Below are 23616 nucleotides of genomic sequence, written 5' to 3' on the forward strand. Positions count from 1 at the left end.
CCGGGCGGCCTTTTTCATGGACTGCCGCCCGTGGCCTGGGCCGCCGTGGCTGGCACGGCCAGCGGCAGGCGGTACAGCCAGACCTCGCGTCCCGGCAGGGTCTGCAGCCGGGCCTGCGCGACCTGGCCGGGCAGCTCGAAGGCCAGGCTGACCAGCCAGCTGCCCGGCGCCATGTCCTGCTGCGCCTTGGCCGCCGCGCGCGCCATGCTCTCGGGCCGCTGGAACAGATAGACCACCTGGTAGCCGCCCCAGTCCAGCGCCCACATGTCGCCGCGCCGCACGCGCGCAAACGGGCAGCGCAGGCGGCACAGCAGCGCCAGCGGGCGGCTCCATTCGACGCCTTCCAGCCGCACCTGCGGATAGGCCGCGTGCAGGGCGCGCAGGCCGTGGCCCAGGCCGCAGCCGGCGTCCAGCACGCAGGCGCCGGGCGGCAGGGGCAGCCGCTCGGCCAGCCCAGCCAGTGCCTGGGCCGGCGTCGGAAACAGCGGCGCATCACGCCAGGACTGCACCGGGTACAGCAGCAGCAGCGCGGCCAGCGGCAGCAGCCAGGCCCAGGCCGGCAGCGTGGCCGCGCCCGACAGGGCCAGCGACAGCGGAAAGCCCAGCGCCACCAGCGCCCGGCGCCACCAGTTGCGCAGCAGCGCGCCGGCCACCAGGCCTAGCACGCTGGCCAGCAGCATGGCCGGCAGCGGCCCCAGGGCGCGCGCGCTGGCCAGGTACAACAGCCACGCCCCGGCCCAGGCCAGCAGGGCCGGCAGCGGCCAGGGCAGCTTCAGACGCATGGCTGGGCGGGCACGGGGCGGTGTTTCACAGGATGCTGAAAGCGTGCCTCTGGGGCAGCAAGCAAGAGACGCGGCAACTGCGGCCCAGGAGCTGTTGCCAGGCCCGCCGAGGCGGCTGCAGGCCCGCATCCGGGCAGCCATGCCGCGCACGGGCGCCCGGCCACGCGCTACTCGCCCGCGCCGCCGCGCAGGCGCTCGATCAGGCCGTTGAGCGCATCCAGCGAGCCGAACTGGATGGCCACCTCGCCCAGCTCCTCCATGCGCCCGGCGCGGCGCACGCGCTTTTTCACGCGGATCTCGACCTCGGCGGTCAACAGGTCGGACAGCTCCTCCTCCAGCCGGCGCACATCGCGCGGCTTGTCCGTGCGCGCCGCCCTGGCCGGCGCAGCCCCTTCGGCCTCGGCGCCGAGCTTCTTGACCAGGCCCTCGGCCTCGCGCACCGACAGCTTGCGCGCGGCGATCTGGTGCCCGGCGGTGATCTGGCCGGCCTTGTCCAGCGCCAGCAGGGCGCGCGCATGGCCCATGTCCAAGTCGCCCGCCATCAGCATGGTCTGCACCGGCTCGGCCAGGTTGAGCAGGCGCAGCAGATTGCTGGCCGCGCTGCGCGAGCGGCCCACGGCCTGCGCGGCCTGCTCGTGCGTCAGGCCGAACTCGCGCACCAGGCGCTGCAGGCCCTGGGCCTCCTCCAGCGGGTTCAGATCCTCGCGCTGGATGTTCTCGATCAGCGCCATGGCGGCGGCGGCCTCGTCGGGCACGTCGCGCACCAGCACCGGCACCTCGTCCAGACCGGCCAGCCGGGCGGCCCGGAAGCGCCGCTCGCCGGCGATGATCTCGTAGCGTCCGGCGTGCTCGCCCTCGCCCAGCCGGCGCACCAGGATGGGCTGCATGATGCCCTGGGCGCGGATGCTCTCGGCCAGCTCGTACAGTGCGCCCTCGTCCATGCGCGTGCGCGGCTGGTACTGGCCGGGCACCAGCTGCTCCAGCGCCAGGCTGGAGGGCTGGCCGGCCTGCGCCGCCTGATCGCGTTCGGCCTGCTCGGGCACCTTGGGGCCGAGCAAGGCCTCCAGCCCGCGGCCCAGGCCCTTGGGTTTCTTGGATGGCTTGGTCACCATGTGTCCTTCAGTCCTCGCTTGTGCCATTCATCAGGGGCCGCAGCAGTGCCTGGCCCTGCGGCCACAGGCCCAGGGCGGACTCGGCATTCATGTGCCCGCAGGCGCCGGCCGGGGCAAAGCGCGCCCCCCAGTGCGCCGCCAGCTCGTGGGCGCGCTCCAGGCTGCAGTACGGGTCGTCGCTGCTGGCCACCAGCGTGGCGGCAAAGGGCAGCGGCTGGCGCGCAATCGGCAGCCAGCCGGGAATCAACTCGCCCACGCCGGGCTGCTCGACATCGCCCGGCGCCACCAGCAGCGCGCCGCGCACCTTGTGCGTGTGGCGCGAATGCGCGGCCCACCAGGCCACCAGGATGCAGCCCAGGCTGTGCGCGGCCAGCACCACGGGCGCGGGCGCCTCCAGCACGGCCTCTTCCAGGCGCGCGCACCAGTCGCCGCGCCTGGGGCGCAGCCAGTCGTGCTGCTGCACGCGCTGGTAGCCCAAGGCCTGCTCCCACTCGGTCTGCCAATGGCCTTCGGTGGAGTTCTGCCAGCCGGGCAGCAAGAGAACCTGTGCTTCTTCCTGCATGGAGTTTTACTATCTTTTTAATAGCTGCAACCGCTTGCCCAGTAAGGGTTTGCGGCTGTTTTTACCTGAAATAAAGGCATTTTCCGCACCATGCGCACCGCTCGACGCTCACCCTTTCGCTCCAGGCTGCCGGCGCGGCTTGACGCGCTGCACCATCTCCTGGGCAAAGGCGATGAAGGCCTGGCTGCCGCGCGCGTTGGCATCGAACACCACGCCGGGCAGACCGTGGCTGGGCGCTTCGGCCAGGCGCACGTTGCGCGGGATCACGGTGTCGAAGACCTTGTCGCCGAAGTGCTCCTTGAGCTGCTCGCTGACCTGTTGCTGCAGCGTGATGCGCGCGTCGAACATGACGCGCAGCAGGCCGATGATCTGCAGATCGGGGTTCAGGTTGCCATGCACCTGGCGGATGGTGTTGAGCAGGTCGGTCACGCCTTCGAGGGCGAAATACTCGCACTGCATGGGCACGACCACGCCGTGCGCGGCGCACAGGCCGTTGAGGGTCAGCAGGCTCAGGGACGGCGGGCAGTCGATCAGCACGAAGTCGAATTGTCGATCGACCTGCGCCAGCGCGGTTTTCAAGCGCTTTTCGCGCTGCTCCAGGCTGACCAGCTCGATCTCGGCGCCGGCCAGTTCTCGGTTGGCGCCCAGCACCTGGTAGCCGGCGGCCTGGGCAGCGGGCACTGCCGCCTCGGCCACGCTGCATTCGCCCAGCAGCACGTCATAGACGCTGCGCGCAAGCGTGCGCTTGTCCACGCCCGAGCCCATGGTGGCGTTGCCCTGCGGATCGAGATCGACCAGCAGCACGCGCTGGCCAATCCTGGCCAGGCCGGCGGCCAGGTTGACGGTGGTGGTGGTCTTGCCGACGCCGCCCTTTTGGTTGGCGATACAGAAAATCTTGGCCATGCGAGAGTGTGACGGCAACGAAATGGGAAGAAAGGGGATGGACAGGGCGGCAATCAGGGCGCCAGGGCCAGCTTGATGCCAAAGCCGATCAGGAAGGTGCCGGCGGTCTTTTCCAGCACCTGGGCGATGCGCGGATTGGCCCGCATACGCTCGGCCAGATGCTGGGTCAGCAACACCACGATCAAGCTGTAGAGAAAGGTGAGCGCGGCAATGGTCGCCGCCATGACGGCAAAAGTGAGCAGGCCCTGGTGGCGCTGCGGATCGACGAACAGCGGGAAGAAGGCCATGTAGAACACGATGGCCTTGGGGTTGAGCAGCGTGATCAGCGCGCCCTGGCGGAAATACTGCCGTGGCTGCATCCTGAGCACCGGCGCCGCGCCCGGCTTGGCAGTGAGCATCTTCCAGCCCAGCCAGGCCAGATAGGCCGCGCCCAGCCACTGCACGGCATGGAAGGCCGCCGGATACGCCGCCAGCAGGGCCGACACGCCAGCCACCGCCGTCCACATCAGCACCTGGTCGGCAGCGATGACGCCAAAGCCCGCCGCCAGCCCGGCGCGCACGCCGCCCTTGCCGGTGGAGGTGATGAGGGCCAGATTACCCGGGCCGGGGATGGCCAGGAACAGCACGATGGCCGCGACAAAGGCGCCGTAGTCGGAAATGCCGAACATGTTTCCTGCGAGTTGGGCGTGGACAGCCGGCAAGTGTAGCCGGGGGGTGGAGCGCTTAGCCTGGGTGCGTTGTGCAGGATGTTCACGCAAAACACTCATCGCTCAACGCGCAACGCACGAGAGGCCCGCCCACTCACCTCAAGACGGCTCCCCACCCGCCGGGCGCAGCCAGACAATGCAGCGCTCGGCCTGCAGTTGCGGCACAGCGAGTTGTTCCACGTGAAACACCTGCACCGTGGGCGGCAGTTGCCCGATTTCGTCGCCGGGCAGCTTGCCCTTCATGGCCAGCCAGACGCCCTGCGGCGCCAGCGCCGCGCGTGACCAAGCGGTGAAGTCAGCCAGCGCGGCAAAGGCGCGGCTGCTGATGATGTCGTAGGGGCCGCTCAGGCTCTCCACCCGCGCGTGGATGCCGCGCAGGTTGCCCAGGCGCAGGGTGGCCGCCGCCTGCTGGATGAAGGCCGCCTTCTTGGCCACCGTGTCCACGCAATGCACCTGCAGCTGCGGGCAGCAGATGGCAAACACTACGCCCGGCAAGCCGCCGCCCGAGCCGACATCGAGCAGTTGCAGCGCCCTGCCCTGCTCTTGCTCCCGCTCCTGCATGGATTGGAGATAGCGCAGCAGCGGCGGCACTGCCGCCAGGCTGTCAAGCAGATGATGCGTCAGCATGTCCTGCGGCGCGCGCAGCGCCGTCAGGTTATAGACCCGGTTCCACTTGTGCAGCAGCGCCAGGAAGTCCAGCAGCTGCTGCACCTGCGCGGGCTGCAGCGCCAGGCCCAGTTCTGCCGCACCGGCACGCAGCGCGGCTTCCAGATGCTGTTCGGCACTCATGCGGCGTCCTGCGCTTCGGCAGCGGCAAAGCCCTTGAAGCCGCCGCGCCTGAGGTGTACCAGCAGCAGCGAAATCGCCGCCGGCGTGACGCCCGCAATGCGTGAGGCCTGGCCCAGCGTCTCGGGGCGGTGTTTCTGCAGGGTCTGGCGTACCTCGATGGACAGGGCCGGCACCTGGCTGTAGTCCAGCTCCTCGGGCAGGCGCAGCCTTTCGTAGTGCGCAGCACGCTGCACCTCGTCCCTCTGGCGCTCGATATAGCCCGAATACTTGGCGGCGATCTCCACCTGCAGGGCTACGCTGTCCGCCAGCGCGCCCAGCGTTTCACGTGAAACATCGGCACTGGCGTACTTGCCGCCGTCCAGGCTCATCAGGCTGGCGTAGTCCACGTCCGGGCGGCGCAGCAGGTCGAACAGCTTGTATTCATGCTCAATGGCCTTGCCCAGCACGCGCTCGCTCTCGGTTGCCGGCAGGTTGCGCGGGTTGACCCAGGTGGCTTTCAGGCGCTCGCTCTCGCGCGCCACGGCATCGCGCTTGCGGCTGAAGCGCTCCCAGCGCGCGTCATCGACCAGGCCCAGGCGCCGGCCGATTTCGGTCAGGCGCATGTCGGCGTTGTCCTCGCGCAGCTGCAAGCGGAACTCGGCGCGGCTGGTGAACATGCGGTACGGCTCGGTCACGCCGCGCGTGATCAGGTCGTCCACCAGCACGCCCAGGTAGGCCTCATCGCGCGCCGGCACCCAGGGCGCCTGGCCCCGGCACTGCAGCGCGGCGTTCAGGCCGGCGAACAGACCCTGCGCCGCTGCTTCCTCGTAGCCCGTCGTGCCGTTGATCTGGCCGGCAAAGAACAGGCCCTGGATCTGCCGCGTCTCGAAGCTGCTTTTGAGCGCGCGCGGGTCGAAGTAGTCGTACTCGATGGCGTAGCCCGGACGCAGGATGTGCGCGTTCTCCAGTCCGCGCATGGAGCGCACCAGGGCAATCTGGATGTCGAAGGGCAGGCTGGTCGAGATGCCGTTGGGGTAGAACTCGTGCGTGGTCAGGCCCTCGGGCTCCAGAAAGATCTGGTGGCTGTCCTTGTCGGCAAAGCGGTTGATCTTGTCCTCGACGCTGGGGCAGTAGCGCGGCCCCACGCCTTCGATCCTGCCGGTGAACATGGGGCTGCGGTCGAACCCCGAGCGGATGATGTCGTGCGTACGCTCGTTGGTGTGGGTGATCCAGCACGGCACCTGGCGCGGGTGCAGGTCGGCCGAGCCCATGAAGCTGAAGACCGGCAGGTGGCCCTCGTTGACGCCGCCAGGCATCCCGTCGCCGGGCTGCTCCTGGCATTGCGAGAAGTCGATGCTGCGCCCGTCCAGGCGCGGCGGCGTGCCGGTCTTGAGGCGCCCCTGCGGCAATTGCAGCTCCTTGAGGCGCGCCGACAGCGTGACCGCCGGCGGGTCGCCCGCACGGCCCGAGGCGTAATTCTGCAGGCCGACGTGGATGCGCCCGTCCAGAAAAGTGCCCGCCGTCAGCACCACGGCGCGGGCGCGAAACTGCAGGCCGATCTGCGTGACGGCCCCTGCCACCCGGTCGCCCTCGATCAGCAGGTCATCCACCGCCTGCTGGAACAGCCATAGGTTGGGCTGGTTTTCCAGCACACGGCGGATGGCGGCCTTGTACAGAATGCGGTCGGCCTGCGCGCGCGTGGCACGCACGGCCGGGCCCTTGGAGCTGTTGAGGGTGCGAAACTGGATGCCGGCCTCGTCGGTGGCCAGCGCCATGGCGCCGCCCAGGGCATCGACCTCCCTGACCAGATGGCCCTTGCCGATGCCGCCGATGCTGGGGTTGCAGCTCATCTGGCCCAACGTCTCGATGTTGTGCGTGAGCAGCAGCGTGGCGCAGCCCATGCGCGCGCTGGCAAGCGCCGCCTCGGTGCCGGCATGGCCACCGCCGACGACGATGACGTCAAATTCCTGGGGATACAGCATGGCGTGTGCTCGATGAAAAAAATGGCAGGCACCGGAGGATGGCTGCCGGGAAAACCCGCAATTTTCCCACCTCCACCAAAATGGCGCAGCACCGGGGTCAGCCTGCATGTTTCACGTGGAACATGGCCGCCGCCGAGCCGCCGACGCCTGTGCTTCAATCACCCGCCATGAATGCTCCCTCCATGAAACTCCTCGTCTTCGCCGGCAGCACGCGCCAGCAGTCCTTCAACCGCCGCCTGGCCGCCGTGGCCGCACAGATTGGGCGCGCTGCCGGCGCCCAGGTCACGCTGCTGGAGCTGGCCGATTTCGACATCCCCATGTACCACGCCGACCTGGAAGCGCGCGGCACGCCGGCGGACGTCATCCACCTCAAGGAAATCATGGACGCCCACCCGGCCTGGATCATTGCCTCGCCCGAGTACAACGGCAGCTACACCGGCCTGCTCAAGAACACGCTGGACTGGGCCTCCAGCCCGGTGGCCGGGCATCCGGTCTTCGCCGATGGCAGCCGGCCCTTTGCCGGCAAGGTGGTCGGGATGCTCAGTGCGTCCAACGGCGCCCTGGGTGGCCTGCGTGCGCAGGGCCACCTGGCGCCGCTGCTCATCAACCTGGGCTGCTGGCTGGCGCCGCGCCAGTACGCCCTGGCACGCGCCGCCAGCGCCTTCGACGAACACGGCGCGCTGCCCGATGCGGCCCAGCATGAGCAGGTGCAGGCGGTGGTGCGGCAGGTGCTGTGGGCCGCTGCACGGCTGCACGGCGCTGCCTCGGCGCCTGAATCCGCATGAAATCCGGCTAAAACCCTTGTCTGGCAAGCGATTACAGCTACTAAAAAAGTAGCGATCATGGACTGTCGCCCGGACTGCGGCGCCTGCTGCATCGCGCCCTCCATCAGCTCGGCCATCCCGGGGATGCCGCACGGCAAGCCGGCGGGTGTGCGCTGCGTGCAGCTGGGCGAGGACAGCCGCTGCGCCATCTTCGGCCAGCCGCAGCGCCCGGCCTGCTGCGCCGGCCTGGCGCCCGCGCCCGAGATGTGCGGCGACTCGCGCGGGCAGGCGCTGGCCTGGCTGGCCCGGCTGGAGCGCGAGACTGCGCCGGTGCAGCCGGGCGGCGTCACGGGCGCATGAGCTGCGCCCCGCCGGCGGCCAGCCGAAAGACCGCCACGGTCTGCACCAGGGCCTCGGCCTGCTGATTCAGGCTGGCAGCGGCAGCCGCCATTTCCTCGACCAGCGCAGCGTTTTGCTGGGTCACCTGATCCATCTGGGTGACCGCCTCGCCGACCTGGGCGATGCCGCTGCTTTGCTCCTGGCTGGCGGCGCTGATGTCGCGCACCAGCACATTCAGCCGCTCGATGGCGCGCACCACCTGCTCGATGGTGGCCCGGGCGGCATCGACCTGTGCCGTGCCCTGCGCCACCTGCTCCACGCTGGCACCAATAAGTTGGCGGATCTCGCGCGCCGCTGCGCTGCTGCGCCCAGCCAAAGTGCGCACCTCGCCGGCCACCACGGCAAAGCCCCGGCCCTGCTCGCCGGCGCGCGCGGCTTCGACAGCGGCGTTGAGCGCCAGGATGTTGGTCTGGAAGGCGATGGAGTCGATGACCTGGATGATGTCGGCGATGCGCTCGCTGCTGCTGCGCATATCCTGCATGGATGCCACTACCCGGGCCACCGCCGCGCCGCCCTGACTGGCGATGTCCGCCGCCTCCTGGGCCAGCCGGCTGGCGCTGCGGGCGCCGTCGGCGTTGTGCTGCACGGTGCTGCCGACCTGCTCCATGGAGGCCGCCGTCTGCTGCAGCGCGCTGGCCTGGCTTTCCGTGCGGCCCGACAGATCCTGATTGCCGCTGGCGATCTGCGCGCTTGCCGTGGCCACGCCGTGCGCACCCTCGCGCACCTGCGCCACCACGCGGCGCAGGCCCTCCTGCATGTGCTGCAGGTGGTGCATCAGGCTGAAGTCGTCGCCCGCGCGCACGGCGATCGGCTGGCTCAAATCGCCTGCAGCCACGCGCTGCGCCAGCGCTGCGGCATCGCGCGGCTCGCCGCCCAAGGGCCGCAGCACCAGGCGATTCAACCCCCAGCCCAGCACCAGGCAGGTCACAGCAATGCTGACCAGCGCCAGCGCACCGGCCAGCCACTGCAGGGCGTGCAAGTCCTTGAGCACCTCCTGCGTCGGCACGATGGTGGCCAGCGCCCAGGCCGTATCCAGACCCTCGAAGCGGATGGGCACCTGCACATAAGTGGCCCGGCTGCCCAGGCGCGGGTCATCGACCTCGGTGACGAAGGGCTTGCCGCCGTGCAAGGCCTGCTGCCAGGCGGCGAACTGGGCAGCATCCATGCCCAGGGCTGCGGCATCGGGCTGCCGGCCTACCCGCTCGGCATCGCGGTCGCCCACATAGGTGCCGCCCTGCGCGAAGAAGCTGGCATAGCCACTGTCATAGAGGCGGATGGCCTGCACCTGCTGCTGCAGCTCGGCCAGGATCAGATCGCTGCCGGCCACGCCGACGAAGCGCCCACCGTCCAGCACCGGCACGGCCAAGGTGGTCATGAGCAGTTGCCGGCCCTCGAACTCATAGGCGTAGGGTTCGATCAGGACGCTCTTGCGGCTGGCCCGGGGCTTGAGGTAGTAGTCGCCCACGCCGGGCTGCTCGTAGCCTTCCATGAGGGCCTGGGTGACGCTGCCATTGGCGCCATTGCGCGAGAAATACGGCAGATAGCGCCCCGTGGCGTCGTGGTGGGGGGCGCCAGCAAAGGCAGCGTCGTCGCCATCGAAGGCGTCCGGCTCCCAGCCCGACCAGGTGCCGTTCAGCCGCGGGGCCTGCTCCAGGGCGGTGCGCAGGATGGCATCGCCCAGGCCGCGCTTTTGCGCTGCCGGCAACTGCGTCTGGTGCAAGGCCTGCAGGCTGGCAGCCAGCGTCTGCGCTGTGGTCAGGGCCTGGCGTAGGCCTTGCGCCGCCGCATCTCCCTGCCTCTCGGCCAGCGTCTGGGCATGGCGCAGGGCGGCGGTCTGCTCCAGCTCTGCCGTGCGGGCCATCAGCACGGCCAGGGTCAGGCCCAGGCCAGCTGCCACCACCCCACCAGCATGAGCAGCATCTGGGCGCGCAGCGACAAGGAACGCAATATCTGCATGGAATCCCCTCTGTTTTTTTTGCTGTGATGATCTTGTTGCCGCCCGTGGGCCGACAGGGCCTCCGGGGGGCAGGCGGCAGCGCACCGCCGCAGCCAAATGTAGCGCCGCCGCACCCCGCCGATGGGCGGCGCATGGGCAGGCAGCGCCGGCAGACCTGCGCCATCCGGGCTAGCATCCCGGTGGCCCGGGCGCCAGCCACCCGGCACCCAGCTCCCCCTGACAACCGCAGGCCGCACGGCCCGCAAGCCAAGAAGGATCAGCCATGAAGCTCTATTACTCCCCCGGCGCCTGTTCGCTGTCGCCGCACATCGTGCTGCACGAGGCCGGCCTGGCCTACACCCCGGTGCTGGCCAGCACCAAGAGCCACAAGCTGCAAGACGGCACGGATTTCTACACCATCAACCCGCTGGGCTATGTGCCAGTGCTCGAACTCGACGACGGCGCGCGCCTGCGCGAAGGCCCGGCCATCGTGCAGTACCTGGCCGATCAGGCACCCCAAAAGAATCTGGCGCCGGCCCACGGCACGCTGGCGCGCTACCGCCTGCAGGAGTGGCTGACCTTCATCGGCACCGAGATTCACAAAGGCTTCTCGCCGCTGTTCAAGCCGGACACGCCCGAGGACTACAAGCCCATTGCGCGCAAGAACCTGCTGCAGCGCCTGGAGTGGGTCGATGGCGAGCTGGCCGGCAAGGACTATCTGATGGGCGAGCATTTCAGCGTCGCCGACGCCTACCTGTTCACCGTGACCGGCTGGCCGCAGCACGTCGGCCTGGACATCTCGGGCCTCAAGCACCTGGCCGCCTGGCGCGAGCGCATCGCCGCCCGCCCCGCCGTGCAGGCCGCCATGAAGGCCGAGGGCCTGCTCAAGTAGGCAGCGCCGCAGCGGGCCGCCTCGGGCGGCCCTTTTTCTGCCCACCTCCGCCCCGCTCCCCCGTCCCCCGCTTCTCCCTTCTCCCCATGACCACCACCTTGTTCGACCCCCTGCAGGCCGGCGCGCTGCGCCTGGCCAACCGCATCGTCATGGCGCCGCTGACGCGCAACCGCGCCCCCAACGCCATCCCCGGCGCGCTGGCCGCCGAGTACTACCGCCAGCGCGCCAGCGCCGGGCTGCTGATCTCCGAAGCCACGGCCATCAGCCACCAGGGCCAGGGCTATGCCGACGTGCCCGGCCTGTACGGCAGCGAGCAGCTCGATGGCTGGAAGCGCGTGACCGATGCCGTCCACGCCGCTGGCGGGCGCATCGTCTGCCAACTGTGGCACGTGGGCCGCATCTCGCACACCAGCCTACAGCCGGGCGGTGCAGCGCCGGTGTCGGCCTCGGCCCTGCCGGTCCAGGCCAAGACCTACCTGCACGACCGTGGCGATGGCCGCGCCGGCTTTGCGCCGACCTCCACGCCGCGCGCGCTGGCAGCCCAGGAGCTGCCCGGCATCGTCCACACCTTTGCCGCCGCCGCGCGCAATGCCGTCCACACGGCCGGCTTCGACGGCGTGGAAATCCACGGCGCCAACGGCTATCTGCTGGAGCAGTTCCTCAAGAGCAGCGCCAACCAGCGCAGCGACGACTACGGCGGCAGCGTGGAAAACCGCGCCCGGCTGCTGCTGGAAGTCACGCGCGCCGTGGCCGATGCCGTGGGCGGCGGGCGCACCGGCATCCGCCTGTCGCCAGTGACGCCGGCCAACGACATCGAGGATGCCGACCCGCAGCCGCTGTACGCCTACCTGGCGCGCCAGCTGGCGCCGCTTGATCTGGCCTATCTGCACATCATCGAAGGCGCCACCGGCGGGCCGCGCGAGGTCGAGGGCCGGCCCTTCGACTACGCCGCCTTCCAGACCGCCTACCGGGACGCCGGCGGGCGCGGCGCCTGGCTGGTCAACAACGGCTATGACGGCGCCTTGGCCAGCCAGGCCGTGGCCAGTGGCCGGGCCGATGCCGTGGCTTTTGGCAAGGCCTTCATCGCCAACCCCGACCTGGTGGCGCGCCTGCGCAGCGGCGCGCCGCTCAACGAGTGGGATACGCGCACCTTCTACGGCGGCGATGCGCGCGGCTATACCGACTACCCGGTGCTACCGCCAGACGGCGGCCATTGATCGCCCGGCAAGCCTGTGTTGGGCATGAAAATATCCTGAAACCCAATACAGGCAAGCGCTGATAGCTATATTTTATGTAGCGATAGAGGTGTCAGGCCAGCAGGCGCAGTTGCCCAGCCCCAGCCTCAGTCCCAACCGCCAGGCGCGGGGCGGTACCACCAGCCGGTGCGCCACCGTCGGCCAGGCGGAACTGCTGCACCACCAGCGACAGGCGCTCGGCCTGCTCGCGCAGCGACTCGGCGGCGGCGGCGGACTGCTCGACCAGCGCGGCGTTTTGCTGCGTCATGCGGTCAATCTCGCCCACCGCGCCGTTGACCTGGCCGATGCCGGCGGTCTGCTCGGTGGCGGCAGCGTTGATCTCGCCCATGATGTCGGTCACGCGCTGCACGCTGCCGACGATCTCCTGCATGGCGCTGCCGGCATCCTCGACCTGGCGCACACCGCCATCGACCGCCGCCACGCTGGCGCCAATCAACTGCTTGATCTCGCTGGCCGCCTGTGCGCTGCGCCCGGCCAGGCTGCGCACTTCGCCGGCGACCACGGCAAAGCCCCGGCCCTGCTCGCCGGCGCGCGCCGCCTCCACCGCAGCATTGAGCGCCAGGATGTTGGTCTGGAAGGCAATCGAGTCGATCAGGCCGATGATGTCGCCGATCTTGCGGCTGGAGCTAGCGATGCCGTGCATACTTTGCACCGCCTGCGCGGCGATCTGGCCGCCGCGCGTGGCGGCGTCCGAAGTCGAGCTGATCAACTGGTTGGCCACCTGCGTGGAGGCTGCCGTCTGCTGCACCGTGGCGGTGAGCTGCGACAGCGAGACCACCGCCTCCTGGGCGTTGCTGGCGGTCTGCTCGGTGCGCGCCGACAAGTCCTGGTTGCCGGTGGCGATCTGCTGGCTGGCGCTGGCGATGCTGCCGCTGGCATCGCGCACCTGCGCCACCAGGCGGCTCAGGCCACCCTGCATATCCATCAGCGCGCGCTGCAACTGCGCCACCTCGTCGCGGCCCTGCACCTGCACCCGCCCGGACAGGTCGCCCCCAGCAATCGCCTGCGCCAGCTCGCGCGCCGACGCCAGGGGCCGGCAGATGGAGACCATGTTCAGCAGCGTCAGCGGCACCACCACCACCAGCGTCAGCAGCACTGCCGCGATGAACAGCCACTGGGTCTGCTCGGCCGTGCGCTTTTGCTCGGCGACGGCGGCCTGCACTTCCTGCGCCAGCCGCTTGTCCAGCTCCTGCATCTGCTGGGCGACCGCCGCCATTTGCGTCACGGCGCGCTCGCTCATGCGGTTGGCAACGGTGGCCGAGTCATAGGCCCCCGCCTCCAACTGCCGCGCCACCAGGGAAAATTGCTGGCGATACGTTGCCAGATACTCGGCCAGCTTGCGCGGCGCGGCCTGGTCATCCTCGGCCAGGGTCTGGCCAAAGCGCTCGGCCAGCTGCACCGAAGCATCCACCGCCTGCTCCCAGCGCGCGTGCGCGGCGCGCACCTGCTCGGTGCGCTCGTAGTGGATGATCATGTCCTTTTCTGCCTGGCGCACCTGCCCCAGGGTTTCGCGCAACTGCCCCAGCACCGTCACGGCGGCGTGCTGCTGCTCGACGAAGGACTGGCTTTGCGCATGGATGCGCAGCATCCCGCCCATGCCGGCGCCACCCAGCAAGGCCAGCAGCAGCAACACCACGGCGATGGCGCCCAGCATCCGCAGGCGAATGGAGAAGGCCCGCATGAGGGCATGGAGGTTCATGGCTTTGTCCCTGTGATTTCGGCAGCATCATGCCGTTGCCTGGCGCAACAAAACGTTGCAGTCTGCCAGACCCGGCACAATCGACAAGGACAAATTTTTCAACCGTGCCAGCGTTTCAATAGCAGCGCATTGGTCATGACGCTGACCGAACTGAGCGCCATGGCCGCGCCGGCCACCACCGGGCTGAGGTAGCCCAACGCCGCCAGCGGGATGCCGGCGACGTTGTAGATGAAGGCCCAGAACAGGTTCTGGCGGATCTTGATCACGGTGCGGTGCGAGATGTCCAGCGCCGCCGCCACCAAGGCCGGATCGCCGCGCATCAGCGTGATGCCCGCAGCGTGCATGGCCACGTCCGTGCCGTTGCCCATGGCCAGGCCGACATCGGCAGCCGCCAGCGCCGGCGCGTCATTCACGCCATCGCCCACCATGGCCACCACATGCCCGCCCGACTGCAGCTGGCGCACGGCCTCGGCCTTGCCGCCCGGCAGCACCTCGGCCATGACCTCGCCGGCGTCCGGCTCCAGGCCCAGGCGGCGTGCCATGGCCTCGGCAGCGCCCCGGTTGTCGCCGGAGATCATGACGCAGCGCACGCCGTGCTCCTTCAGGCGCGCCAGCGCCTCGCGCGCGCCCGGCTTGGGCTCATCGCCAAAGGCCAGCAGGGCGCGCGCCACGGGCGGGCCGCCGTCGTGCTGCTCGGCCAGCACCGAGACGGTGGCGCCGCCTTGCTGCAACTCCTCGGCACGTGCCTGCAGCGCGCCCAGCGGTGCGCCCAGCTCCTGCATCCAGCGCTGGCTGCCGACCAGCCACTGCCGGCCCTGCACCCGGCCTTCGGTGCCGCGCCCCGGCACGGCGCGCACGCTGGCCGCCTCGGGAACGGCCAGGCCGCGCTCGTGCGCCGCCTGCAGCACGGCGCGCGCCAGCGGGTGCTCGCTGCCGCTTTGCACGCCGGCCACTGCCGCCAGCAGTGCGGCTTCGTCAGCCCCCTGTTCCACGTGAAACGCCGTGAGGCGCGGCTGGCCGACGGTCAGCGTACCGGTCTTGTCGAAGGCCACGGTATCGACGCGGTGCGCCGTCTCCAGCGCCTCGGCGTCCTTGATCAGCACGCCGTGCTGCGCTGCCACGCCAGTGCCGGCCATGATGGCTGCGGGCGTGGCCAGGCCCAGCGCGCAGGGGCAGGCAATGACCAGCACGGCCACGGCGCGGATCAGCGCGGTTTCGGTGCCGGCGCCGGCCAGCAGCCAGCCGGCCAGGGTCAGCACGGCAATGACCAGCACCGCCGGCACGAACACCGCCGCCACCTGATCGACCAGGCGCTGGATGGGCGCCTTGGCAGCCTGCGCGTCCTCGACCAGGCGGATGATGCGCGAGAGCACCGTCTCGGCGCCCACCGCCGTGACCTGCATGACGATGCGGCCCTCGCCGTTGATGGAGCCGCCGGTGAGCTTGCCGCCGGCTTCGCGCGCCACCGGCAGCGGCTCGCCGGTCAGCATGGATTCGTCCACCTGGGTATGGCCCTCCAGCAGCGTGCCGTCGAGCGGGATGCGCTCGCCCGGGCGCACCACCAGGCGGTCGCCGGCCATGATCTCGGCGATCGGCACGTCCACCTCGCCATCCCGGCCCAGCAGGTGAGCGACTTGGGGGCGCAGCGCGTGCAGCGCGCGGATGGCCGCCGTGGTCTGGCGCTTGGCACGCGCTTCGAGCCACTTGCCCAGCAGCACCAGGGTGATGACCACGGCCGAGGCCTCGAAGTACAGGTGCGGCACCTCGCCCGGCGCGGCGCTGGCCCACAGCCACAGCGACAAGCCGTAGCCGGCGCTGGTGCCCAGAGCCACCAGCAAGTCCATGTTGCCGGTCAGCGCGCGCGCGGCGTGCCAGCCGGCGCGGTAAAAGCGCGCGCCCAGGATGAATTGCACCGGCGTGGCCAGCAGGAATTGCGCCCAGGCCGGCAGCATCCAGTGCTGGCCCAGCAGGTCGCCGAACATGGGCAGCACCAGCGGCGCCGACAGCAGCAGGCCCAGCGCCACCGGGGCAAAGCCGGCCCAGGGCGCATCATCGGCACGCTCGGCCTGCGCCTGCTCCGGATCGCGCGGCTCGTAGCCGGCATTGCGGATGGCGCGGCGTGCCAGCGCCGGCATGTCAGGCGCCTGCTGCGCGTCGTAGCTGACCTGCACCGACTCGGTGGCCAGGTTCACCGCAGCCTCCTGCACACCCGGCACCTTGCGCAAGGCACGCTCCACGCGCGCCACGCAACTGGCGCAGGTCATGCCGCCCACGCCTAGGTCGAGCGTGGCGGCAGCAAAGGGGGGGATGGGGGCAGTGCTCATGGCTGCACCTTAAACCTTGACAGCATGGCAATGTCAAGCCACCTGCGGCGCCGGCGGGTCGGCACTGGCGCCCGGCTTGACATTGCCACCGTGTGAGGCTTCATGATGGTCATGTCGCTGGCAGTCGCCCGCACGGCCAGGGCACTGTTTTTCTGCCTGATCCGACATCAACCCCCCGAAGAAAGGAATCCGCCATGCAATACCAGTTCAACGTCAAGGGCATGACCTGTGGCCACTGCGAGCGCGCCGTCGTCCACGCCGTGCGCGAGGTGGACACCGAGGCCATCGTGCGCGTCGATCTGGCCAGCGGCCAGGTCAGCGTCGAGAGCGACAAGTCGCGCGACGCCATCGCCCAGGCCATCCGCGACGAGGGCTACGAAGTCGCCGCCTGAGCGTCCAATGCCAAGGAAAAACCGGTGCAGGCTTGCTGCCTTGCACCGGTTTTTCATTCAAGAATGATAGCTGTCAGCGCTTTCCAGTATTGGGTTTGATGCCGATTTGACCCCAAATGCAATCCATTGCCGGGCGATTTTCGGCTGCGATCAGCCCGCCAGTCCCGGGTTGGGCACGGCGCCGGTCAGGCGCGGCATGTTGGCCTGGCGCGCCGTCACCTTGCCGCCCCGGCCCTTGAGCCACTGCTCGACCAGATCCCAGACCATGGGGTTGCCGGCCTTGGCGGCTTCCTCAGACACCGGCGCCCAGCCGGCCACCTTATAGGTCTTGTTCGGGTCGATCAGCTCGCCCTTGAGGCGCATGTTGGACACGCGCTTGCCCATGCTTTCGAGCGGGTTGAAGTCATAGGTCAGGCCGCCCACGCGCACCATGTCGCCGCCCTGCTGGTAGTAGGGGTCGGGGTTGAACAGGTTGTCCGCCACGTCCTCCATGACGGTCTTGACCATCTCGCCCTTCATGTCGGTCAGCGTGGCGTAGCTGTAGGTGGTGGCGGTCATGTCCATGACCCATTCGCGCGTGATGGCCTGGCCGGGCAGCAGCGTCGTGCCCCAGCGGAAACCCGGCGAGAAGGCCAGATCGGCGCCCTGCACCTCCATCAGCGCATCGACGATGAGCTGGTCGCCCGTGCCGTTGAAGTTGCCCCGGCGGTACAGCAGGCCCTCGGTGACGGCGAGCTGCTCGGACAGCTTGGCCTCGTACGGCGCGCGCATCCGGGTGATGAGCGCGTCCATCTCCGGGTCTGCCGGCAGCATGTTGGAAAACACCGGCAGCAGCCTGTAGCGATAGTCCGCCACCTGGCCGTCCTTGACCTGCAGATCCAGCACCGCCAGGAACTTGCCGTTGCTGCCGGCATTGGTCACCAGCGTCTGTCCGCCGGCATTCTTCACGACGCTGGCCACCGGCATCCCGTCGTGCGTGTGCCCGCCCAGGATGGCATCGATGCCGCGCACGCGGCTGGCCATCTTCAGATCCACGTCCATGCCGTTGTGGCTGAGCACGACCACGACCTTGGCCCCCTTGGCGCGCGCCTCGTCCACCACCTGCTGCATGTGCTCGTCCTGGATGCCGAACTCCCAGTCGGCGACCATCCAGCGCGGATTGGCGATCGGGGTGTAGGGAAAGGCCTGGCCGATCACGGCGCAGGGCACACCATTGATCTCGCGCATGGCGTAGTGCTTGAACACCGGATCGCCGAAATCGGTGGTCTTGATGTTCTGCGCGACGAAGTCGATCTTGCCGGCAAAGTCCTTCTCGACAATCTCCTGGACGCGCTCCATGCCCAGGGTGAACTCGAAGTGCCCGGTCATGACATCCACGCCCAGCAGTTTGCAGGCATCCACCATGTCCTGCCCCTTAGTCCACAGCGCCAGGCCGCTGCCCTGCCAGGTGTCGCCGCCATCGACCAGCAGGGCGCCGGGGCGGCTGGCGCGCAGGCGCTTGACCAGCGTGGCCAGGTGCGCGAAGCCGCCCACCTTGCCGTAGCGCTGCGCGGCCTGCTCGAAGTCCAGATAGGTCAGCGCGTGCGCCATGGCCGTGCCCGGCTGCACGCCCGCAGCCTTGAGCAGCTCGTCGCCCACCAGGTGCGGCAGGCGAGCGCGCATGTCGCCCACCCCCAGGTTGACGCTGGGTTCGCGAAAGTACAGCGGCCTGAGCTGCGCGTGGCAGTCGGTGAAGTGCAGGAACGACACGTTGCCGAAGGCCGGGATGTCGTACAGCCCCTGGGCGGCCGTCTGGGCGCTGGCCTGGGCATAGGCGCCCAGGCCCAGGCCGGCCACACTGGCCGCACTCAGGACTTGCAGGAATTCGCGTTTGCTGAGATTCATGGATGCGCGCGCCTGGAGACGGGTTACTGGTTGACGGGAGAGGCGGGGTCGAGCAGCAGGGCCACGATGTCGGCAACCTGCTTTTCCGTCAGGATGCCCTTGTGGCCGGCACGCGGCATGTTGGAGCAGGCCGAATAGGCCTTGCTGTTCCAGATCTTGCCCCAGGTGTAGCGCACCATCTCGCGCGACTCGGCGGCATTCGGGTCTTTCACGCCACGCAGCTTGCCGTAGTTGTACAGACTGGGGCCGATGGTGCCGAAGGAGATTTCCTTCTTGTCGATCTGGTGGCAGTTGTAGCAATTGCCGCCATTGGGCGTGCCCGCCTTGTCCGTCCAGGTCATGCCTCGGCCACTTTGCGCCAGCGCCTCGCCGGCTTTCCAGTCGCCCAGGTACTTGCCATCGGCAGGCCACTTGATGGTCTGCATGTTGAGCGCCTCGATGCGCTTGGCGGTGGCCTCGTCCAGCGGCTGGCCGGACACGTCGGCGGCATTGCAGGCGCGCAGCGTCTCATCCTCGGCAAAGGCCTGCTGCACCTTGACGATGCCCTTGTCGTGAAAGGATTCCTGGACGATTTTCTGCGTCAGCGCGTCGATCTCGGCAGCCGATGGCGTGCCGGCGCCACCGGAGCCTCCGGCACAGCCAGCCAGGGCGGCAGCAGCCAGCAGCGGCAGGGCCACGCGGGCGCCGCAGGAAATGTGCTTGTTCATTCGTTTCTCCTGCGCAGCGCTCAGCGCTTGATGGTCGGCACGGCCGATTTGTCGCCCTTGGCATTCACGCCCAGGAACACGCCCAGGGCTACCGTGACATCGCTGGCGAAATCGGGCTCGGGGAAGCGCTGCTGACGGTAGCAGTCGTTCAGGCGGTGCTGCATGGTCCACATCTGGCCGTTGGACACGCGATACGCCGGCCAGGCGGCAAAGCCCACGCCGTCGCCGGGGTTCTTGGTCAGAAGCGGCAGATCCTGCAGGCGGATGCGCTTGCCCTCCTCGCCGTGGCACGAGGCGCAGGCAAAGTCGTGTGCGCCGCCGCGCATGAAGAACAGGCGCTTGCCCACCTGGTACATGGTGCGCTCCTGCGGGTGCGACTGCGGCAGGGCAAAAGACATGTCCTTGGACTGCGCGGCCACCCAGGTGGCCAGCGCCGTGGTGTTGGCGCGCTCGCCCTTGCCCCACTGACCTTTGATGATGTCCTGCGGGTCAATGCCCTGCAGGGTGCTCATGCAGGTCACCAGGCGCGACTCCAGATCCTGCACCTTGCCGGTGTCGGCGAAGTAGCGCGGCAACTGCACGAAGGCGCCCTTGACCACCCCGGGCCCAGGCCCAGGTCACATTGCTCCAGCGAGGCATTTTTCGGGCCGCGCTTCTTGCTCCACAACTCCTCGCCCTTGGCCTCGAACAGGTCGGCGGGGTTGCCGTCCTGCAGCATCTCGCGGTATTCCTCGATGGCTTCGATGGAGGTCTTTTGCGCCTGCGCCGGGCCAGCCAGGGCCATCAGGCCAGTGGCGGCGGCGGCAACGGCTAGCGCGGCGCTGTTTCTGCCTTTTAATCTCATGGTGCTTGTCTCCTTGTGGCGTGCAGAACAAAAAGGCAGCTGCCCGGCCACTCGGCACGGGCGCTGCCCTCAACCCGGCTGCCGGGTCAGGACACCGTGGCGGTGTCGGTGCGGCTCTCGCCCTTGTTGTCCTTCCAGGTCACGCTGATCTTGTCGCCGGCCTTGGCGCCCTTGACCACGAACTGCAAAAAAGGGTTCTTGGAGACTGCCGGCCCCCATTCGCAGGAGAAAACCTCCTTGTCGTTGAGCTTGGCGGTCACTTCCTGGATGTGCCAGGCCGGCACCAGGTTGCCGGACGCGTCCTTGCGCTGGCCGGATTCCATCTCGTGGCTCATCAGCACACGCACGGTGGTCTTGTCGCCCTGCGCCTGGGCGCGGATGCGCATCGGATCTGCCATGTCTTTACTCCTGATCTCTGAAAACTTGCGGGTCGCTGCTCGGGCCGGCCATCAGCCGCCGCAGCCGCCCAGGGTGACCTTGACTTCCTTCTTGGCGTAGTGCGCCTTGCCGTCGGCGGTGATGGCCACGGCATACACGTCGGACGACTCGCCCATCTTGGTGCGGGTGGCGAAGCTGGGCTCGACTTCCGGGCTGACCTTGAAGGCGGCCACCAGCGCATTGGGGTTCTTCTCGACCAACAGCACCAACTGCTTGACCTCGGGCAGGGTGCTGGCAATGGCCAGCGGCACGACGGCGCCGTTTTCGGCAATGTCGGGTGCCGTCAGCGTTACGGCATCGCTGGCCTGGGGCGCACCACTGGCACCCAATGCCTTGAGGGCGTCATTGAGATTCTTGGCATCGAACGCCGCCTTGTTGAAGGCCAGGGCGTACTGTGGGAACAGGCCCGTGCCGGCCAGCAGACCGGCCACCACGGCGCCCTGCTTGAGAGTGTGTCTGCGTGTTTGCATGGGGTGGTTTCTCCTTACAGATGAAGCGTGCAAATTGGATGAAAAAGGCGGGAAAGAGGCTGGAAAAGGGCCGGCGGGCCTCACTTGGCTGCCCCATCCGCCAGCCAGGCCGCCATGGCCCGGGTATCTTCCTCCGGCAGCTCCTGCGGCGGCATAGGGGTTTCGTCCCACACGCCCGAGCCGCCGGATTTGATCTTGGACTGCAGGTAGTCCACTTTGCCGGGGTATTTCCTGGCAATGTCGGCAAAGCCCGGGCCGACCAGCTTGCCCTCCATGTTGTGGCAGGCGGTGCAGGCGTGCTTTTGCGTCAGCGCGATGGCTGCCGCGTTCGGGCTGTCCTTGCGGGCATTGCCCACTACCTTGACCGGGCCGGCGGCGGAACCCAACGGCCCTTCGGGCTGCGTGGTATCGGAGCCACGCTGCGGGCCCACGGTGCGGTTTTGCTCGCGCAGGTTGCCGTGGTTGTTGCGTGCGTGCTCGGGCAGGCGCGAGGTGATGGTGGGCTGCGGCCCGCAGTTGCTCATGCAGGCCTTGGCCTGCACATCAGGCCTGGCCTGCGCATCCCTGAAATCCTTGCCGGGCCACAGCGCGTGTGCCGTAGTCATGCCATCCCTGTTGGGCATCCTCTTTTGCACCTCGGCGATGTTCTTGTCCGAGAGGGTGAAATCCTCGGGCACGACGTGCGCCAGGTTGAGCAAGAAGGCGGTGACGGCATAGACCTCGTCGGTCTTGAGCGACTTGGGCTTGTCCCAGGGCATGGCACGGTGGATGTAGTCCCACAGCGTGGACACCGTGGGCACCTTCATCAGGCTGGTGCGCCCGGGGTAGTCGGCGCGCTTGAGCGTGGCCACCCGGCCGGTCTTGACATCCTCGGCGCTGGTGCCGCCCACCAGGGGCGTGAAGATGGAGTTGGCCTCGCCGAAAAAGCCGTGGCAGGTGGCGCAGCGCGCCTCCCAGATGTCCTGCCCGGCAGCCACGCTGCCGCTGCCCGGCGGCAGGCCCTTGAAGTCGGGCCGCACGTCGATGTCCCAGGCGGCGACCTCCTTGGGCGTGGCCGTGCGGCCAATGCCGGGAAATTTGTCCTGCGCCAGCACGGACGTACTCAGGCAGACGGCGATCACCGCTGCCGCCAGCGGATCACGAAACCTGGACATTCTTGACCTCACCGTTTTCCTGCACCAGCCATGCCTGGATGGAGTTGTTGTGATAGATCGAGCGCGTGCCGCGCACGTCGCGCAACTGGCGCAGGCTGGGCTGCACGTAGCCGCTCTCGTCGGTGGCGCGGCTCATGACCATGGTCGGCCTGCCGTCCCAGACCCAGTCGATGTTGAAGCGCGTCAGGCAGCGATCGAGCACCGGGGTTTCCAGCCGCGCGGTGCGCCAGTTGCGCCCGCCATCGACGGATACATCGACCTGCCTGACCTTGCCCCGGCCTGACCAGGCCAGGCCGCTGATGTTGTAGAAGCCCTTGTCCAGCAGCACCTGCCCGCCCGAGGGCGTGGTGATGACGCTCTTGCACTCCTGAATGCTGCTGTACTGGCGATGCGTGCCATCGGGCAGCAAATCGACGTAGTGGATGGCTTCGTCCTTGGTGGCCCAGGGCTGGTCGCCCAGTTCGATGCGGCGCAGGTATTTCACCCAGCTCACACCCTGCACGCCCGGCACCACCAGGCGCAGTGGATAGCCGTTTTCCGGACGCAGCATCTCGCCGTTCTGGCCGTAGGCGACCAGCACCTGGCCGCTGGTGACCAGGCTCATGGGGATGGTGCGCGTCATGGAGGAGCCATCTGCGCCCTCGGCCAGCACGAACTTGCCGCCCTTGAGATCGGCACCGGCCATCTCCAGCAGGGTGATGAGCGGCACGCCGGTGAACTCGCTGCACGACAACATGCCGTGCGAATACTGCACCGTGGGCACGGCCACGTTGCCCCACTCCATGCCGGTGTTGGCCCCGCACTCGATGAAGTGAAAGCGCGACACGCTGGGCAGGCGCATCAGCTCGTCCATGGTGAAGACCTTGGGCGCCTTGACCATGCCATTGATCATCAGGCGGTGCTGCGCCGGATCGACATCCCACCAGCCCTGGTGGTGGCGCTCGAAGTGCAGGCCATTGGGCGTGACGATGCCGAACAGCGACTGCAGCGGCGCAAAGGACACCGAGGACTGGGTGGTCTGCGTCAGGCCCGGACTTGGACGGCGCTGCACGTTGGCTTCGTACCTGGACGGTAGACCGTAGCCATCGGTCACCACGGGCTGGCCCAGGCCGGTGCTGTGCGCAGGCAGGTTCAGGATGGCCGGATCGCCCTCACCCACGTCGCGGGCGCCCTGCGCGGCGGCAGCGGCTGCGCCACCTGCAGCGGCGGCAGTGGCAAAGGCCTTGCGGATGAAGTCGCGCCGACCCTGCTTGCCTTCGGCAAAGACAGCGCGCACGCCTGCGGCATCAAGGAAGTTTTCCGGCGCCTTGCGCAGGCGCCCGCGCTCCATGCTGGCCGGAGCGGGCTGGGGCTGTATGTCCGTCATCATGCTTTATTGGTTATATGCACAATGACTTATGTTACGGCCTTTGATCCAGATCACTGCTGGGGTTAATACGCAGGCGCGCGCAAAAATCCGCCCCACCCTGGCTCGCCTCCATGCGCAGCCGCACCCTCCCGGCAGCTCGACTTAGAGCGTGTTTACGATCCCCGCGCGGGTGCGCGAGCGCGGCCTCGGGCGGTCTGCGGCGTTGCAAATCCTCGCGATAGCACGGGCTATCGCTGCGGTTTGCGCCTGGCAGCCCATCCCGATCCGCACCC

At 68.7% G+C, this 23616-nt stretch carries 21 protein-coding genes and 1 pseudogene; 5 read left to right on the forward strand and 17 right to left on the reverse strand.

Annotation, left to right across the window (positions count from 1 at the left end; all coding sequences use genetic code 11):
• Nucleotides 1-14: 14 nt before the first annotated feature.
• From IDM45_RS13715 to mnmG, 7 genes are all read right to left on the reverse strand, one after another.
• Entirely contained in the window at nucleotides 15-782 is a 768-nt protein-coding gene (locus IDM45_RS13715; protein ID WP_209423354.1) for a class I SAM-dependent methyltransferase, read from the reverse strand.
• A gap of 167 nt (nucleotides 783-949) precedes the next feature.
• A complete protein-coding gene (locus IDM45_RS13720; protein WP_411828424.1) occupies nucleotides 950-1891 on the reverse strand; it encodes a ParB/RepB/Spo0J family partition protein in 942 nt (313 codons plus the stop codon).
• 10 nt (nucleotides 1892-1901) lie between these two features.
• The gene (locus tag IDM45_RS13725; protein ID WP_209423356.1) at nucleotides 1902-2456 is read right to left on the reverse strand and encodes an RBBP9/YdeN family alpha/beta hydrolase; all 555 of its coding nucleotides are present in this window, start codon (nucleotides 2454-2456) and stop codon (nucleotides 1902-1904) included.
• Nucleotides 2457-2564: 108 nt separating this feature from the next.
• Nucleotides 2565-3359 carry a ParA family protein gene (locus tag IDM45_RS13730; protein WP_209423357.1) on the reverse strand — a complete coding sequence of 265 codons (795 nt, stop codon included), beginning with the start codon at nucleotides 3357-3359 and terminating at the stop codon, nucleotides 2565-2567.
• A gap of 53 nt (nucleotides 3360-3412) precedes the next feature.
• On the reverse strand, nucleotides 3413-4027 hold the full coding sequence (locus tag IDM45_RS13735; protein ID WP_209423358.1) for a LysE family translocator: 615 nt from the start codon (nucleotides 4025-4027) through the stop codon (nucleotides 3413-3415).
• A 138-nt stretch (nucleotides 4028-4165) separates the two neighbouring features.
• Nucleotides 4166-4855, reverse strand: a complete 690-nt coding sequence (rsmG, locus tag IDM45_RS13740) for a 16S rRNA (guanine(527)-N(7))-methyltransferase RsmG (RefSeq protein WP_209423359.1) — start codon at nucleotides 4853-4855, stop codon at nucleotides 4166-4168.
• Nucleotides 4852-6816, reverse strand: a complete 1965-nt coding sequence (mnmG, locus tag IDM45_RS13745; RefSeq protein WP_209423360.1) for a tRNA uridine-5-carboxymethylaminomethyl(34) synthesis enzyme MnmG — start codon at nucleotides 6814-6816, stop codon at nucleotides 4852-4854. Before mnmG ends, rsmG begins: the two co-directional genes overlap by 4 nt.
• Before the next feature lie 182 nt (nucleotides 6817-6998).
• Here mnmG and IDM45_RS13750 point away from each other — a divergent pair, with 182 nt between their 5' ends.
• Both IDM45_RS13750 and IDM45_RS13755 read left to right on the forward strand, forming a co-directional pair.
• Nucleotides 6999-7601: an NADPH-dependent FMN reductase gene (locus IDM45_RS13750; RefSeq protein WP_209423361.1), complete on the forward strand. Its 603-nt coding sequence runs from the start codon at nucleotides 6999-7001 to the stop codon at nucleotides 7599-7601.
• Between the two features lie 57 nt (nucleotides 7602-7658).
• Nucleotides 7659-7940 carry a YkgJ family cysteine cluster protein gene (locus tag IDM45_RS13755; RefSeq protein ID WP_209423362.1) on the forward strand — a complete coding sequence of 94 codons (282 nt, stop codon included), beginning with the start codon at nucleotides 7659-7661 and terminating at the stop codon, nucleotides 7938-7940.
• On the opposite strand, the gene IDM45_RS13760 is transcribed toward IDM45_RS13755, so the two are convergent.
• The gene (locus IDM45_RS13760) at nucleotides 7927-9876 is read right to left on the reverse strand and encodes a methyl-accepting chemotaxis protein (protein WP_209423363.1); all 1950 of its coding nucleotides are present in this window, start codon (nucleotides 9874-9876) and stop codon (nucleotides 7927-7929) included. The two genes, IDM45_RS13755 and IDM45_RS13760, sit on opposite strands and share 14 nt — an antisense overlap.
• Before the next feature lie 322 nt (nucleotides 9877-10198).
• On the opposite strand from IDM45_RS13760, the gene gstA reads away from it, so the two are divergent.
• Together gstA and IDM45_RS13770 are read left to right on the forward strand one after the other, a co-directional pair.
• Complete coding sequence (gstA, locus tag IDM45_RS13765) at nucleotides 10199-10807, forward strand: glutathione transferase GstA (RefSeq protein WP_209423364.1); 609 nt, start codon at nucleotides 10199-10201, stop codon at nucleotides 10805-10807.
• Between the two features lie 86 nt (nucleotides 10808-10893).
• On the forward strand, nucleotides 10894-12024 hold the full coding sequence (locus IDM45_RS13770) for an alkene reductase (RefSeq protein ID WP_209423365.1): 1131 nt from the start codon (nucleotides 10894-10896) through the stop codon (nucleotides 12022-12024).
• Between the two features lie 91 nt (nucleotides 12025-12115).
• Here the strand turns inward: IDM45_RS13770 and IDM45_RS13775 are convergent, their stop codons facing one another.
• Both IDM45_RS13775 and IDM45_RS13780 read right to left on the reverse strand, forming a co-directional pair.
• Nucleotides 12116-13762 carry a methyl-accepting chemotaxis protein gene (locus IDM45_RS13775; protein ID WP_209423366.1) on the reverse strand — a complete coding sequence of 549 codons (1647 nt, stop codon included), beginning with the start codon at nucleotides 13760-13762 and terminating at the stop codon, nucleotides 12116-12118.
• Between the two features lie 98 nt (nucleotides 13763-13860).
• Nucleotides 13861-16086, reverse strand: a complete 2226-nt coding sequence (locus tag IDM45_RS13780; RefSeq protein WP_209423367.1) for a heavy metal translocating P-type ATPase — start codon at nucleotides 16084-16086, stop codon at nucleotides 13861-13863.
• A gap of 194 nt (nucleotides 16087-16280) precedes the next feature.
• Between IDM45_RS13780 and IDM45_RS13785 the strand changes: the two genes are divergently transcribed.
• Nucleotides 16281-16478 carry a heavy-metal-associated domain-containing protein gene (locus tag IDM45_RS13785; protein ID WP_209423368.1) on the forward strand — a complete coding sequence of 66 codons (198 nt, stop codon included), beginning with the start codon at nucleotides 16281-16283 and terminating at the stop codon, nucleotides 16476-16478.
• A gap of 150 nt (nucleotides 16479-16628) precedes the next feature.
• Here IDM45_RS13785 and soxB read toward each other — a convergent pair whose 3' ends face one another.
• The 7 genes and pseudogenes from soxB to soxC all read right to left on the reverse strand — a co-directional run bounded on the left by soxB (nucleotide 16629) and on the right by soxC (nucleotide 23341).
• Entirely contained in the window at nucleotides 16629-18362 is a 1734-nt protein-coding gene (gene soxB, locus IDM45_RS13790; RefSeq protein WP_209423369.1) for a thiosulfohydrolase SoxB, read from the reverse strand.
• A gap of 23 nt (nucleotides 18363-18385) precedes the next feature.
• A complete protein-coding gene (gene soxX / locus IDM45_RS13795) occupies nucleotides 18386-19069 on the reverse strand; it encodes a sulfur oxidation c-type cytochrome SoxX (RefSeq protein ID WP_209423370.1) in 684 nt (227 codons plus the stop codon).
• 20 nt (nucleotides 19070-19089) lie between these two features.
• Nucleotides 19090-19913: pseudogene (gene soxA, locus IDM45_RS13800) on the reverse strand (sulfur oxidation c-type cytochrome SoxA).
• Nucleotides 19914-19999: 86 nt separating this feature from the next.
• Nucleotides 20000-20311, reverse strand: coding sequence for a thiosulfate oxidation carrier complex protein SoxZ (gene soxZ / locus IDM45_RS13805; RefSeq protein ID WP_209423371.1), 312 nt, complete (start codon nucleotides 20309-20311; stop codon nucleotides 20000-20002).
• Nucleotides 20312-20362: 51 nt separating this feature from the next.
• Nucleotides 20363-20821, reverse strand: a complete 459-nt coding sequence (soxY, locus tag IDM45_RS13810; RefSeq protein ID WP_209423372.1) for a thiosulfate oxidation carrier protein SoxY — start codon at nucleotides 20819-20821, stop codon at nucleotides 20363-20365.
• An 80-nt stretch (nucleotides 20822-20901) separates the two neighbouring features.
• The gene (locus tag IDM45_RS13815; protein ID WP_209423373.1) at nucleotides 20902-21975 is read right to left on the reverse strand and encodes a c-type cytochrome; all 1074 of its coding nucleotides are present in this window, start codon (nucleotides 21973-21975) and stop codon (nucleotides 20902-20904) included.
• The gene (gene soxC / locus IDM45_RS13820; protein WP_232653901.1) at nucleotides 21959-23341 is read right to left on the reverse strand and encodes a sulfite dehydrogenase; all 1383 of its coding nucleotides are present in this window, start codon (nucleotides 23339-23341) and stop codon (nucleotides 21959-21961) included. Before soxC ends, IDM45_RS13815 begins: the two co-directional genes overlap by 17 nt.
• Nucleotides 23342-23616: the final 275 nt, after the last annotated feature.

The organism is Melaminivora jejuensis (genome assembly GCF_017811175.1).
In the GTDB taxonomy this organism is placed as follows: domain Bacteria; phylum Pseudomonadota; class Gammaproteobacteria; order Burkholderiales; family Burkholderiaceae_C; genus Melaminivora; species Melaminivora jejuensis.

Coding starts and splice junctions, on each gene's coding strand:
- IDM45_RS13715 (WP_209423354.1), bottom strand. CDS start 782: ATGCGTCTGAAGCTGCCCTGGCCGCTGCCGGCCCTGCTGGCCTGGGCC.
- IDM45_RS13725 (WP_209423356.1), bottom strand. CDS start 2,456: ATGCAGGAAGAAGCACAGGTTCTCTTGCTGCCCGGCTGGCAGAACTCC.
- IDM45_RS13730 (WP_209423357.1), bottom strand. CDS start 3,359: ATGGCCAAGATTTTCTGTATCGCCAACCAAAAGGGCGGCGTCGGCAAG.
- IDM45_RS13735 (WP_209423358.1), bottom strand. CDS start 4,027: ATGTTCGGCATTTCCGACTACGGCGCCTTTGTCGCGGCCATCGTGCTG.
- rsmG (WP_209423359.1), bottom strand. CDS start 4,855: ATGAGTGCCGAACAGCATCTGGAAGCCGCGCTGCGTGCCGGTGCGGCA.
- mnmG (WP_209423360.1), bottom strand. CDS start 6,816: ATGCTGTATCCCCAGGAATTTGACGTCATCGTCGTCGGCGGTGGCCAT.
- IDM45_RS13750 (WP_209423361.1), top strand. CDS start 6,999: ATGAAACTCCTCGTCTTCGCCGGCAGCACGCGCCAGCAGTCCTTCAAC.
- IDM45_RS13755 (WP_209423362.1), top strand. CDS start 7,659: ATGGACTGTCGCCCGGACTGCGGCGCCTGCTGCATCGCGCCCTCCATC.
- gstA (WP_209423364.1), top strand. CDS start 10,199: ATGAAGCTCTATTACTCCCCCGGCGCCTGTTCGCTGTCGCCGCACATC.
- IDM45_RS13770 (WP_209423365.1), top strand. CDS start 10,894: ATGACCACCACCTTGTTCGACCCCCTGCAGGCCGGCGCGCTGCGCCTG.
- IDM45_RS13775 (WP_209423366.1), bottom strand. CDS start 13,762: ATGAACCTCCATGCCCTCATGCGGGCCTTCTCCATTCGCCTGCGGATG.
- IDM45_RS13780 (WP_209423367.1), bottom strand. CDS start 16,086: ATGAGCACTGCCCCCATCCCCCCCTTTGCTGCCGCCACGCTCGACCTA.
- IDM45_RS13785 (WP_209423368.1), top strand. CDS start 16,281: ATGCAATACCAGTTCAACGTCAAGGGCATGACCTGTGGCCACTGCGAG.
- soxB (WP_209423369.1), bottom strand. CDS start 18,362: ATGAATCTCAGCAAACGCGAATTCCTGCAAGTCCTGAGTGCGGCCAGT.
- soxX (WP_209423370.1), bottom strand. CDS start 19,069: ATGAACAAGCACATTTCCTGCGGCGCCCGCGTGGCCCTGCCGCTGCTG.
- soxZ (WP_209423371.1), bottom strand. CDS start 20,311: ATGGCAGATCCGATGCGCATCCGCGCCCAGGCGCAGGGCGACAAGACC.
- soxY (WP_209423372.1), bottom strand. CDS start 20,821: ATGCAAACACGCAGACACACTCTCAAGCAGGGCGCCGTGGTGGCCGGT.
- IDM45_RS13815 (WP_209423373.1), bottom strand. CDS start 21,975: ATGTCCAGGTTTCGTGATCCGCTGGCGGCAGCGGTGATCGCCGTCTGC.
- soxC (WP_232653901.1), bottom strand. CDS start 23,341: ATGACGGACATACAGCCCCAGCCCGCTCCGGCCAGCATGGAGCGCGGG.